Here is a 12891-nt window from a genome sequence, read left to right on the forward strand (position 1 = left end):
TTCCTAATTTATTTTAGATAAAGGAATGGAACAATTTGGCGCCAAAAGCTGTCCATTGACATAAATCTCTCGTTGTTCATTTTTTGGCGTGCGCAAATGTAACACGTTATATTGTGGACTAAAAGAACCTGTTCGATGAATTGTTAAATTAATGGAATGACTATCACAGACTAAGTCAATATTTAATAAAAGATAATCATCTTTTAAATAATTAAATGTTTTTCCATCATCATCAAAAATCTCAATATTTGTTTCTCCTTCGTCAATAAATGGCATAATTAACAACTCTCTGTGAGTATCTTGCTGTACATTAACACCACTTCTTAGATTCATAGGAAGAATTGAGCCCGCTTTAACAAAAAGTGGGATACGTTCTAAAGGGGCTGCCACGGTAATCTCTTGCCCACCGCTATACCATTGATGTGTATCAAAATCATACCAACCAACTTGATTGTTTGGTAAATAAACACTTCGTTGTCTTTGATTTGGTTCTACTACAGAGGCAACTAAGAGCGAATCTCCTAATAAATAATCATCATTTTCAACAAATGTATTTGGGTCATTTTCATGATCTAAAAATGTTGGGCGTAGCATCGGTTCGTGATATTTATGCGCTTTCCATAATAAATTATATAAATAAGGCATTAATTGATAACGTAAATGAATTGCTGCACGAATAATATTGGTGACTTCTGGATACATCCAAGGCTCATTTACAGTATGATCATCGTTCCAAGAATGAATGGTAAATCTAGGGTGCATTACGCCATTTTGCACCCAGCGAACAAAAAGTTCAGGATCTGGTTTGTCACCAGAAAAGCCCCCCACATCATGCCCTACATTGTAAAGTGCTGAAAGGCTCATTCCTAATCCCATTTTGATATTGTATTTGAGCGTATGCCAGCTTGTGCGATTATCACCACTCCAAGTTTGAACATAGCGATTCATTCCAGCTGATCCCGAGCGAGAAATTAAATAAGGTCTTATTTCAGGCTGATGGGCTAATTGTGCTTCATAAGAGGCTTTCATCATCAATAAAGGCATTAATGGGCGAAGTAATTTAATTGGTTTCTCATCACCAAAATAACAACAACGAGCCTGATTATCCCAGATTTCAAATTCGTTATTATCATTCCAAGTCGAAGCAATCCCATAGCCAAGTAATTGGGTTGTTACATTATTTTTCCACCAATTAATTGTATCTGGATTGGTAAAATCCAAATGAGAACCTTCATCATCCCAAAACATTGAGCGCTCAGGCTGTTCTGACAAAGAATCTTTAATAAATAATCCGGCTTCAGCAACCTCTTCATATCTTGGATGATCTTGCAATAAGCAAGGTTTAATATTCGCTGCAAGTTGCATACCAGCTTGTTGAAAATAAGCTGTCATTGCTTTAGGATTTGGGAATTTATCGTGATTCCAATTAAACACATAGCGTTTATTATTGATAGAAGTATAACCTGAAGATAATTGGAACGAATCACAAGGAATATTATAAGTGCGGCATAAATCTACGAAGTTTTTCAACTGCTCCTGAGCATCAGGTGCATCAGTATAATGCATCGTTGAACCACTATATCCCAAGCTCCATTTAGGACTAAAAATAGTACCACCAGTTAACTGGCAATATTTCTTAGTCACATCAACAATTTTAGGCCCAAGGATAAAATAGTAATCTAGATCACCATCGTCAGCTCGATAAAAGCGGTATGCGGAGTGATAATTATCTAGTTCATTACCTAAATCAAACCAACAATGCGCTAAATTATCATAATAGAGCCCATAACTTGCTTGTGGTGTATACGTAATGTAAAAGGGAATATGCTTATATAATGGATCAGTGTTCTCAGCATTATATCCCATCGCATCTAAATTACGCATTTCAAAACGCCTTCCATAACGATTTAAATTTCCCGCTTTCTCACCTAATCCATAGTAATGTTCATCTGGAGAACGTTGCATAAAGTGCGAACTACTTGGTAAAGAAATTCCCATTAAATAAGCACCGCTCTTTCTATCCTGAGCTATTGTTTGCCAACCTTGTTCTGTATATTGCTGCCATTCTAACCACAATGGCTGATGAATAATAACTTTTAATTTTTCTGTATAGATCTCTAATTGTTGAAACTTATCTAGTATGCAATATTCAGGAAGAGTGAAGCCATCAGTTCTCCATTTATTTCGGCCTTTCCAATCAATATCATTTTGATTTGGTGTAATTGCCCAAGTATCAGGTAAGCGAAAATTGTTGTTATAAGAGAATGCAACACGAAATATATCTTGTTCAAGAATAAATAAATGAAGTTTAATTCCATATTCACATTCTAAGTCAATACGATTACTTTCTTGGTTGATGATTTTCCAATTCTTTAATGTTTTCATACTCCCTCCTAAATTAATAGCCTAATAAAACTCTAGGTAAAAATAAGCTAATATCTGGAATATAAGTCACCAATAATAAAGCGAAAATTAATGCACAGTAGAAAGGCAATAAAGGTTTAATGACTTGATTAATTTTTATTCCACCAACGGAACAACCTATAAATAATGCACTACCAACTGGTGGCGTACAAATACCGATCGATAAGTTAAATGCCATTACAATACCAAAATGAACAGGATCCATTCCGAGCTCAGTTACTATTGGTAGGAAAATGGGTGTAAATATTAATAAGGCAGGTGTCATATCCATAAATACACCTACAACAAGTAAAATCAGATTGATGATTAATAAAATAACAATAGGATTCTCAGAAACAGCAAGTAAGGCATCACTAATCGTATAAGGAATATCTGCATTTGCCATTGCCCAAGACATTCCCATTGATGTACCAATCAGTAGCAATACAATAGAAGTAGTAATTACAGAATCAAGGATAATCTTAGGAAGCTCTTTTAACTTCACTTCACGATAAATTACCATAGCTAGAATTAATGTATAAACAACGGCAAATGCGGAAGCTTCTGTCGCAGTAAAAATTCCGCCAATAATTCCTCCCATAATGACGATAATTAATCCTAGACTTGGTAGCGCATCTAGTGTCTTTTTCACTGCTTCGTTCATTGTTGGTTTTGGTGATACAGGATAATGACGTCTTTTAGCAATAAAACCAATAATTAGCATAATAGACAATCCCATTAGGATACCCGGAATATATCCTGCTAGAAATAATGCACCAATTGATGTTCCGCCAGAAATTAATGAATACACAATAAACGTATTGCTTGGTGGAATTAATAACCCTGTCGGACAAGATGCAATATTTACAGCTGCAGAAAATGCTGGGTCATAACCTTCTTTTTTCTGCAATGGTGCCATTATCCCCCCCATAGCAGCTCCTGATGCTACTGCTGAGCCAGAAATAGACCCAAACATCATATTAGCTAGTACATTAACGTGAGCCAGCGAACCGGGTAATCTTCCGCCAATAACTTTTGCAAATTCGATTAAACGCAATGCAATTCCGCCTCGATTCATAATATTTCCAGCAAGAATAAAGAAAGGAATAGCGAGTAAAGAAAAACTATCTAATCCAGAGGCCATCTTCTGTGAAATAACAGCAATTGCCGAATCAAATGGCAGTGAAAGCATTATTGTCAATAACGATGCAATACCAATCGAAAATGAAATTGGTACACCAATAAACAAAAGAAGAAAGAAACTTGTGCTTAATACGATAATCGTAGACCATTCCATAATTTATCTCCTATTTAATTCGTTTTAACTTTTTTAAATGACTTATTAAATCTTGGCATAAATAAAACAGCATAAAAAAACCACTGATTGGAATAGCTAAATAAACGAGCCCCATCTGAACCCCTAAGACTGGAGAAATCTGACCATTTGCAATCGTATCTTGTACTAAATTTATTCCCCCATAGCACATTATAGATAGCACGAAAAATATACTGACTAAATTAATAATCAATGTCAGTTGTAGAAGTTTTGCTGGGGAGTTTTCAAGCTTTGTGGCTAACAAATCAATTGCTAAATGCTTTTTCTGCCCTAAAGCGTAAGCAGCCCCAATTAATCCAACCCAGATGAAAAGAAAGCGAGCCATTTCATCGGTATAGGTGCTTGGCGTATTCAATATATAGCGTGAGAAAACTTGCCAAACCACGCAACAGACAAGTATGGAACAAAGTGCTACACACATAGCTGCTAGCACCTTATTTACTAGATTGGTGAATTTTTCCATTTTTGTTCTCCATTTTTATTGGTGAACCAATTTTGCTTTTTATCGGTAAAAAATCAATAAAAAATAGTTAATTTTGTGATCTGGCTCACCAATTTTAAAAAATTGGATTGAACTCTTTAAAAAGAAAGTTATAGTTAAGCTCACTTGCAATATGCAAATATTGTTTGTAGCCAATGTGAAAGTGAATAAGTTTTACCGCTTTCATTGATGAATTGATCTAACCAAATGGAGAATTTTATGAAAAGAACGATCCTTTCTAGTGCGTTAATCACAATATTATCAATGGGAATTGCATTATCTTCTCAAGCTAAAACAACATTAAAAATCAGTCATAACAATGATAAAACTCACCCTGTACATATTTCAATGCAACATATGGCGGATGAAGTCAAACAGCTGACTAATGGAGAAGTGGTGATCCGCATCTATCCAAACAGCCAACTTGGTTCTCAACGTGAATCAATGGAATTATTACAAGCGGGTTCATTGGATATGGCAAAATCAAATGCCAGCGAAATGGAAGCGTTTGAGGCAACCTATGGTGCGTTTAACTTACCTTACTTATTTAAAGATCGTGATCATTATTATCGCGTTTTGGCAGACAATGATGTGGGGCAAAAGATTTTACAAAATTCACAAGATAAAGGCTTTATTGGTTTAACTTATTATGATGGTGGAGCAAGAAGTTTTTATGCCAATAAACCGATTAAATCTCCTGAAGATTTAAAAGGAATGAAAATTCGTGTGCAACCAAGCCCAACTGCAGTTGAAATGATCAAATTAATGGGTGCTTCTCCAACACCTCTTGCTTACGGTGAACTCTATACCGCATTACAACAAAAGGTTGTTGATGGTGCAGAAAACAATGAAACAGCTTTAACGCTAGCTCGACACGGTGAAGTTGCGAAGTTCTTTAGTGAAGATGAACATACAATGATTCCAGACGTATTGTTGATCAGTACAAAATCTTGGCAAAAATTAACGCCAGAACAACAAAAAATCTTAAAACAAGCTGCAGATAATTCAATGTTATTCCATAAAGATCTTTGGACAAAAATGATTGCTGAGGAAAAAGACAAAGCTCAAAAACAACTTAATGTTGAATTTGTACAAGTCGATAAGGCACCTTTCGTACAAGCGGTAAAATCAATGCACGATACAGCAAAACAAAATACCACATTGAAACCTTATATTGAACGTATTGAAGCGTTAAGTGAATAATAATTTAAAAGTGCGGTATTTTTTACCGCACTTTTTATGACATTGGAGAAATTACAATGACTATTGCAAAAAAACACAATTTTAAAAATAAGACTATTGTTATTACTGGTGCGGGCGGAGTGTTGTGTGCTTTTTTAGCTAAAGCTTTAGCCAAAACCCAAGCTAAAATCGCATTGTTAGATATTAATTTTGATGCGGCTAGTCAGGTAGCTCAAGAAATTGAACAAGAAGGCGGAATTGCAAAAGCCTATCAAACTAATGTATTAGAGCTAAATAGCCTTCAACAAACCCGCAATGCGATTGAACAAGACTTTGGCACTTGCGATATTTTAATAAATGGCGCAGGCGGCAATAATCCAAAGGCGACAACCGATAATGAATTCCATCAATTTGATTTACCTGATAACACCAAAAGTTTCTTTGAATTAGATAAATCTGGTATTGAATTTGTTTTCAATTTGAATTACTTAGGTACGCTTTTGCCAACGCAAGTATTTGCTAAAGATATGATGGGAAAACAAGGGGCAAATATCGTAAATATTTCAAGTATGAATGCTTTCACGCCTTTAACAAAAATCCCTGCATACTCTGGTGCAAAAGCGGCGATTAGTAATTTTACGCAATGGCTTGCAGTGTATTTTTCTAAAGTAGGTATTCGCTGCAATGCAATTGCACCAGGATTTTTGGTAAGTAATCAAAACCGAACATTATTATTTGATGAAAATGGTCAGCCTACTGCGAGAGCAAATAAAATTTTGACCAATACGCCAATGGGAAGATTTGGTGAACCAGAAGAATTATTAGGTGCATTGCTATTTTTAATTGACAGTGAATACTCTAGTTTTGTTAATGGTGTAGTTTTACCTGTGGACGGTGGATTCTCTGCTTATAGTGGGGTGTAAAATGAAAGCATTTATGGATGAAGATTTTTTACTCTCAACAGATACAGCAAAACAGCTTTATCATCAATATGCTGAACCGCAACCTATTTTCGACTATCACTGTCATTTAAGTCCTAAAGATATTGCGGAAAACCGTCAATTTAAAGATCTCACTGAAATTTGGTTAGAAGGCGATCATTATAAATGGCGAGCAATGCGAACGGCGGGAATTGATGAAAATCTTATTACGGGAACAGCAGATAATTACCAAAAATATTTAGCTTGGGCGAAAACTGTGCCACTCTGTATTGGTAATCCTATTTACCATTGGACACATTTAGAATTGCGCCGACCTTTTGGCATAACAAATACTCTATTTAATCCAAAATCGGCAGAAACAATTTGGCATCAATGTAATGAAATGCTGCAGCAGCCCGATTTTTCTGCACGTGGCATTATGCAGCAGATGAATGTTCGCTTATCGGGAACAACCGATGATCCTATTGATAGTCTTGAATATCATCAACAAATTGCTAATGATCCTAGCTTTAATATTGATGTTGTACCAAGTTGGCGTCCAGATAAAGCATTCAAAATTGAGCTTGATGGATTTTCTGAATACATTATTCAACTTTCTGAAGCAAGCGATATTGAGATCTGTTCCTTTGATACATTAAAACAAGCCTTATTAAAACGGCTTGAGCATTTTGATCGCTATGGCTGTAAGTCTGCAGATCACGGAATGGAAATTGTTCGTTTCGCCCCAATTCCTGAAGAGCGAGTTTTAGATCAAATTTTACAACAACGTTTACAAGGTAAAACATTAGACGAAGAAAAAATTGCTCAATTTAGTACCGCTCTTCTAGTGTGGCTTGCCAGCCAATATGCTAAACGTCAATGGGTAATGCAAATGCACATTGGTGCTTTACGCAATAACAATACTCGAATGTTTCGATTATTAGGAGCAGATAGTGGTTTTGATTCTATCGGGGATCGTACCTATGCAGAACCATTAGCTAAATTATTGGATTTAATGGATCAAACAGATCATCTACCTAAGACAGTACTCTATTGCTTAAATCCACGAGATAATGAAATGATTGCAAGTATGATTGGAAATTTCCAAACTGGTGGAATTGCTGGCAAAATTCAATTTGGTTCAGGTTGGTGGTTTAATGACCAAAAAGATGGAATGGAACGCCAATTACAGCAGCTTTCTCAACTTGGTCTGCTTAGCCAGTTTATCGGTATGCTAACTGATTCTCGCAGCTTTTTATCTTTCACTCGCCACGAATATTTCCGCCGTATTTTGTGCGAAATGATTGGTAAGTGGGTTGAAAACGGAGAAGCACCGAATGATATGGTGCTATTAGGACAAATGGTACAAAACATTTGTTTTAATAACGCAAAAAATTATTTTAAATAAGGAGCAATAAATGAAAAAATTTGCTTTATGTTTATTCAGCTTATGGTCAGCACAAGTTTTTGCTACCGATGATTTAGTTTATGATAAAACACAACATCACACCCTATCTCACGGCAGTGTTGATTACTTTATTCAATCTAAAATAGGAGAAGGCGAAAAAAATAATGCACAATGTGAAGACGGATTATTTTTTAATGATCATTATCTTGCTGTTTTTGACGGTGCAACAGATAAATCAGGGAAAAAATATGATGGAAAAAAAGGGGGACGTATTAGCCGTGATATTATTCAATCTGTCTTCCAATCTTTACCCCCTAATACCTCGAAAGAAGAAGTGCTAAAACGGATCAATGATGAATATCAAAAGTTTTATACCGAAAACAAAGACATTGATTTTGAAAAAAATCCTCTTTTTCGTCCAACAGCGACATTAATTTGGTATAACTTTGATAATAATGAACTTGTGGCTATCGGTGATTCAAAAGCACGAATTGATGGTGTCGCCTATAATGATGAAGAAAAGTTAGTGGATACCTTAAATAGTGCGTTACGAGTAAAAGTGATCGAAGCCTTAGGATTAACAGATCAACAAGTTGCAGAGAATGATTTAGGTCGTTTTTATATTCTTCCTTTACTTAAACGCCAAGCTGAATTTCAAAATAATCCTAATGCACCAAAAGCTTTCCAATTTTGGGCAATAGATGGTTTTGATATTCCCTCTACTGAATTACGTGTTTGGAAGTTTGAGCAGTTACCAAAAATCATTGAGTTAAGTTCTGATGGCTATGAAACCTATCCAAAAGAAGCTACTATTCAAGCTTATGAAACGGCATTAAACCACGTATTAGAAACCGATAGACTGAGAATTAAACATCCCTCTACCAAAGGTGTAGCAAAAGGGAATTATAGCTTTGATGACAGAGCGGTATTGATTTATCAGGCTAAAAAATAATTTGTCAATGAACTGCGCCCTCTTGGCTAAGGGCGCAATTTTTTTAGCTCTAATAATGCGAGATATTACTAAACTCCGCAAAAAATGTTGGGAAAGTTTTCGCGGTGCATTTAGGATCGAGAATGGTTATCGGGGTGTTGGCAAGTGCCACAAGGGCGAAGCACATTGCCATTCGGTGATCGTTATAGGTTTCGATTTCCGCTGGTTGGAATTGATCTAACGGTAGCGGTTGAATACGAATGTAATCTTCGCCTTCTTCCACTTCTGCGCCGATTTTGCGTAGCTCGGTGGCCATTGCGCTAAGGCGGTCGGTTTCTTTTACGCGCCAGTTATAAATATTGCGGATCACGGTTTCCCCATCGGCAAAAAGCGCGGTGGTGGCAATGGTCATTGCGGCATCGGGAATATGGTTCATATCCATATCAATGCCTTTGAGATTGCCTTTTTCTGCTTGAATGAAATCTTCTCCCCAAGTGATTTTCGCACCCATTTTTTCTAGTACATCGGCAAATAAACGATCCCCTTGAATGGAATTTTTGCCGATGCCGGTAACTTTCACTTTTCCTTTAATGGCGCCTGCAGCAAGGAAATAAGAAGCGGAAGAGGCATCGCCCTCCACTAAATAGCGTTTTGGTGAAATGTAACTTTGGTTGCCTTGTACAAAGAACGTGCGGTAGCCATCATTACGCACGGTAACGCCAAAATCTTTCATCATTGCAAGGGTGATGTCAATGTAAGGTTTGGAAACCAGATCGCCGATGATCTCAATTTCCATATCCCCTTCCGCAAGCGGTGCGGCCATTAAAAGTGCGGTCAAAAATTGCGAAGAAATTGATCCGTCAATTTGCACTTTTCCGCCTTTTAAACCGCTATTTTGAATGGCAATGGGCGGGTAGCCTTCATTTTCTAAATAGCTAATATTCGCGCCAACTTGGCGTAATGCGTCCACCAAATGCTTAATTGGACGCTCTTTCATTCGCGGTTCACCCGTTAAAATGATTTCCGCAGGCACTTCCCCTTTTAAGCATAATGCGGCACTCAAAGGTCGCATCGCCGTTCCCGCGTTGCCAAGATAAAGGGATAAACCGCCTTGCCATTGAAATGCCCCGCCCACGCCTTCAATTTTGCATTCACGCTTATCTTGTGAAAGCTGATACTTTACGCCTAAGGCTTGTAAGGCGTTGAGCATATGGCGAATGTCATCGCTGTCGAGCAAGTTTTTCACGCGTGTTGTGCCTTTCGCTAAAGCGGCGAGAAGCAAAGCACGGTTGGACAAACTTTTTGAGCCAGGAAGATTAATTTCGCCCTCCACAAAAGAAATGGGTTGTAGCGTTAATTTTTCCATTATTCCCCCACTCCTTGCTTTAAGACATTTAAAAGTTCGGTGAAAAATTTGTCATTTTCTTCAGGTAAGCCAATGCTAACACGCAGGTGATTTGGCATTCCATACCCCGCAATCGGGCGGACGATCACGCCTTCACGCAATAGCCCCTCATAAATAGGCTGTGCGGGGCGTTTAAAATCAATGGTGATGAAATTGCCTTTGGACGGAATATATTCCAGCTGATGTTGCTGGCAAAATTGTTCATAGCGTTGCATTTCAGTGCGGTTGTTTTCGGCCACTTTTTCGACAAAAGCATCGTCTTTCAGCACTGCAGCCGCCGCGGAAAGGGCGAGTACGTTACAGTTAAACGGCTGACGCACACGGTTTAATAAATCTGCAATTTCAGGGTTAGACACTGCATAGCCAATGCGTAATCCCGCCAATCCGTAAGCTTTGGAAAGGGAGCGAGAAATAATTAGATTCGGATATTTTTTCGCAAGGGCAAAAGAATCAATTCGTTCTTCGGGACGAGTAAATTCTGTATAGGCTTCATCAAGCACCACAATGATATGGGCTGGCACTTGCGCTAAAAATTGTTCAATTTCTTGCTGGGAAAGGAAATTTCCCGTTGGATTATTCGGGTTCGCAATAAAAATGAGCTTGGTTTTGTCATTGATCGCTTGCAAAAAGCCGTCTAAATCGTGTCCCCAGTTTTTAGCAGGAATTTCTCTTGCTACTGCATTAATGGCTTTCGTGACTAAGGGATAGACAATGAAGGCATATTGCGAATAAATAATTTCATCTTTTTCGCTGGCGAAAGTGTGGGCGAATAATTCCAATAAATCGTTTGAGCCATTGCCAAGGGTGATTTGCTCAGGTTTCACGCCAAATTTCTCGGCGATGACGGCTTTTAACTCAAAACCATTTGCATCTGGATAACGTGTAAGGTGTGGCAGCTGAGCTTGAATGGCATCAATTGCACTTTGTGGAAATCCAAAAGGGTTTTCGTTAGAGGCTAATTTCACAATATTTTGCACGCCAAGCTCACGTTCTAATTCTTCAATGGGTTTGCCAGCTTGATAAGGGGAGAGAGATTTCACCCCTTCATTTGCAACATCAATAAATTGCATTGTTGTTCCTTGTTTTTAATTGTTGATACAGCGAATAACAAAGGCTTGCCTAGAATCAACAAGCCTTTGATTTTGAAAATAAAATTAACGATTTTCGGCAGCAAACTTTTCCATAAACGCAATTAAGGCTTTTACCCCTTCAATCGGCATTGCGTTATAAATAGACGCACGCATTCCGCCAATCACTTTATGGCCTTTTAAGGCTTGCAAACCTGCTTCTGCGGCTTCGCCAACAAATTTCATATTCAATTCATCATTGCCTGTGCTAAAGGTAACGTTCATTAAAGAGCGGTTGTTTTTTGCCACAGAATTATGATAGAAATCGCTTTGATCTAAATAATCATAAAGCAGCTGTGCTTTTTCTTGATTGCGTTTTTCCGCCGCTTTTACGCCACCGCGTTCCAGCAAATATTTGAACACCAAAGAACACAAATACCACGCAAAGGTTGGTGGCGTGTTGATCATCGAATCGCTATTGGCTTGCACTTCATAATTCCAAATAGATGGCGTGGCTTTGCGTGCTTTGCCGATTAAATCTTCACGCACGATCACAATGGTGATGCCTGCTGGGCCAAGATTTTTCTGCGCACCCGCATAAATAATGCCAAACTGGTTAATATCCACTTCGCGCGAAAGAATATTGGAAGACATATCCGCCACTAATACCGCATTGCCCACCTTTGGCACATCAAAAATTTCCACGCCACTGATGGTTTCATTCGGGCAATAATGCACATAATCATACTGATCGGCAATATCGCTGAAATCAAGGCGATCCACTTTTAATTCGGCACCTTCGGATAAAATATTGATCTCATCGACTTCACAGAATAAACGGGCTTCTTTGGCTGCTGTTGCCGACCAATGACCACTGGTTAAATATAACGCCTTGCCTTTTTCGCCAATTAAATTCATCGGCACCGAGGCAAATTGTCCGCGCGCTCCACCTTGTAAAAAGAGAATTTTGTAATTATCAGGAATATGATAAAGCGTGCGAAAATCTTTTTCTGCTTGGGTAATCAGTTCCATAAACAGCTTACCGCGGTGGCTCACTTCCATTACTGAAGTGTGCTGACCTTGCCAGTTTAATAATTCTGCTTGCGCTTGTTCTAGCACTTCGTGCGGCATCATTGCAGGCCCAGCGCTAAAATTAAATACCTGTGTCATTTTTCGTTCCTAATTATGATGGTTGTGTAAAAAGAATTTGTTAGTTTTATCACCTCAAGGGAGGCGGATCAACCGCTTTTATTTAATTCAGAAAAATTTTTGATTTTCCCCACAAAAAATGGCGGAATACTTTGACGAAAAAAGCAAAAAAGACTACATTAACCCACGCAATGGCGTTTTCGCCCACTGAATTTATATTAATCCCACTAGAGAGTGAAATTATGGAAACTGTGAATAAACAATCTTTCCAAGATGTCTTGGAGTATGTGCGTATGTATCGTTTAAAAAATAAACTATTGCGTGATATTGATGACAATAACCGCAAAATCCGTGACAACCAAAAACGTGTACTTTTATTAGACAATTTAAACCAATATATCCGCGATGATATGAGCGTGGAAGACATTCGCGTAATTATCGAAAATATGCGTGATGATTATGATACGCGCGTGGACGAATATCGTATCCGCAACGCTGAACTCGCCACCCAACGCCGTGAAATCAGCGCGAAAATGAAAGAGCAGAAAAAAGCGCACGCTGAACAACGCGCGAAAAAATAACCATATTGAACAAAAAGGGAATGATAAA

The 12891-nt window shown here is 37.9% G+C and carries 11 protein-coding genes; 5 read left to right on the top strand and 6 right to left on the bottom strand.

What is annotated here, in order from left to right; all coding sequences use genetic code 11:
• Positions 1–3: 3 nt before the first annotated feature.
• From ACLS0A_RS08825 to ACLS0A_RS08835, 3 genes are read right to left on the bottom strand one after another with little or no spacing between them, the layout of a single operon-like run.
• Entirely contained in the window at positions 4–2385 is a 2382-nt protein-coding gene (locus tag ACLS0A_RS08825; RefSeq protein WP_416083122.1) for a TIM-barrel domain-containing protein, read from the bottom strand.
• A gap of 13 nt (positions 2386–2398) precedes the next feature.
• On the bottom strand, positions 2399–3700 hold the full coding sequence (locus tag ACLS0A_RS08830; protein ID WP_416083121.1) for a TRAP transporter large permease: 1302 nt from the start codon (positions 3698–3700) through the stop codon (positions 2399–2401).
• A 10-nt stretch (positions 3701–3710) separates the two neighbouring features.
• A complete protein-coding gene (locus ACLS0A_RS08835) occupies positions 3711–4202 on the bottom strand; it encodes a TRAP transporter small permease (RefSeq protein WP_416083120.1) in 492 nt (163 codons plus the stop codon).
• A gap of 237 nt (positions 4203–4439) precedes the next feature.
• On the opposite strand from ACLS0A_RS08835, the gene ACLS0A_RS08840 reads away from it, so the two are divergent.
• The 4 genes from ACLS0A_RS08840 to ACLS0A_RS08855 are packed head-to-tail and all read left to right on the top strand — an operon-like array spanning position 4440 to position 8682.
• Positions 4440–5423 (top strand): TRAP transporter substrate-binding protein, encoded by a 984-nt coding sequence (locus tag ACLS0A_RS08840; RefSeq protein WP_416083119.1) that lies wholly within the window; start codon positions 4440–4442, stop codon positions 5421–5423.
• A gap of 56 nt (positions 5424–5479) precedes the next feature.
• Positions 5480–6325 carry an SDR family oxidoreductase gene (locus tag ACLS0A_RS08845; protein ID WP_416083118.1) on the top strand — a complete coding sequence of 282 codons (846 nt, stop codon included), beginning with the start codon at positions 5480–5482 and terminating at the stop codon, positions 6323–6325.
• A gap of 1 nt (position 6326) precedes the next feature.
• Positions 6327–7730, top strand: a complete 1404-nt coding sequence (uxaC, locus tag ACLS0A_RS08850; RefSeq protein WP_416083117.1) for a glucuronate isomerase — start codon at positions 6327–6329, stop codon at positions 7728–7730.
• Between the two features lie 10 nt (positions 7731–7740).
• The gene (locus ACLS0A_RS08855; RefSeq protein WP_416083116.1) at positions 7741–8682 is read left to right on the top strand and encodes a hypothetical protein; all 942 of its coding nucleotides are present in this window, start codon (positions 7741–7743) and stop codon (positions 8680–8682) included.
• 49 nt (positions 8683–8731) lie between these two features.
• Here ACLS0A_RS08855 and aroA read toward each other — a convergent pair whose 3' ends face one another.
• The 3 genes from aroA to serC form a co-directional block, all read right to left on the bottom strand.
• Positions 8732–10027 carry a 3-phosphoshikimate 1-carboxyvinyltransferase gene (gene aroA, locus ACLS0A_RS08860; RefSeq protein ID WP_416083115.1) on the bottom strand — a complete coding sequence of 432 codons (1296 nt, stop codon included), beginning with the start codon at positions 10025–10027 and terminating at the stop codon, positions 8732–8734.
• Complete coding sequence (gene hisC / locus ACLS0A_RS08865) at positions 10027–11136, bottom strand: histidinol-phosphate transaminase (RefSeq protein WP_416083114.1); 1110 nt, start codon at positions 11134–11136, stop codon at positions 10027–10029. The genes aroA and hisC overlap by 1 nt, the downstream gene beginning before the upstream one ends.
• Before the next feature lie 84 nt (positions 11137–11220).
• Positions 11221–12303 carry a 3-phosphoserine/phosphohydroxythreonine transaminase gene (gene serC / locus ACLS0A_RS08870; RefSeq protein ID WP_416083113.1) on the bottom strand — a complete coding sequence of 361 codons (1083 nt, stop codon included), beginning with the start codon at positions 12301–12303 and terminating at the stop codon, positions 11221–11223.
• Positions 12304–12524: 221 nt separating this feature from the next.
• On the opposite strand from serC, the gene ACLS0A_RS08875 reads away from it, so the two are divergent.
• Entirely contained in the window at positions 12525–12863 is a 339-nt protein-coding gene (locus tag ACLS0A_RS08875; RefSeq protein WP_103853283.1) for a DUF496 family protein, read from the top strand.
• The last annotated feature ends 28 nt before the right edge of the window (positions 12864–12891 follow it).

This window comes from Avibacterium volantium (genome assembly GCF_049366555.1).
GTDB classification, from domain to species: domain Bacteria; phylum Pseudomonadota; class Gammaproteobacteria; order Enterobacterales; family Pasteurellaceae; genus Avibacterium; species Avibacterium volantium_A.

Coding starts and splice junctions, on each gene's coding strand:
- ACLS0A_RS08830 (WP_416083121.1), bottom strand. CDS start 3,700: ATGGAATGGTCTACGATTATCGTATTAAGCACAAGTTTCTTTCTTCTT.
- ACLS0A_RS08875 (WP_103853283.1), top strand. CDS start 12,525: ATGGAAACTGTGAATAAACAATCTTTCCAAGATGTCTTGGAGTATGTG.
- ACLS0A_RS08840 (WP_416083119.1), top strand. CDS start 4,440: ATGAAAAGAACGATCCTTTCTAGTGCGTTAATCACAATATTATCAATG.
- uxaC (WP_416083117.1), top strand. CDS start 6,327: ATGAAAGCATTTATGGATGAAGATTTTTTACTCTCAACAGATACAGCA.
- ACLS0A_RS08825 (WP_416083122.1), bottom strand. CDS start 2,385: ATGAAAACATTAAAGAATTGGAAAATCATCAACCAAGAAAGTAATCGT.
- hisC (WP_416083114.1), bottom strand. CDS start 11,136: ATGCAATTTATTGATGTTGCAAATGAAGGGGTGAAATCTCTCTCCCCT.
- serC (WP_416083113.1), bottom strand. CDS start 12,303: ATGACACAGGTATTTAATTTTAGCGCTGGGCCTGCAATGATGCCGCAC.
- ACLS0A_RS08835 (WP_416083120.1), bottom strand. CDS start 4,202: ATGGAAAAATTCACCAATCTAGTAAATAAGGTGCTAGCAGCTATGTGT.
- ACLS0A_RS08855 (WP_416083116.1), top strand. CDS start 7,741: ATGAAAAAATTTGCTTTATGTTTATTCAGCTTATGGTCAGCACAAGTT.
- aroA (WP_416083115.1), bottom strand. CDS start 10,027: ATGGAAAAATTAACGCTACAACCCATTTCTTTTGTGGAGGGCGAAATT.
- ACLS0A_RS08845 (WP_416083118.1), top strand. CDS start 5,480: ATGACTATTGCAAAAAAACACAATTTTAAAAATAAGACTATTGTTATT.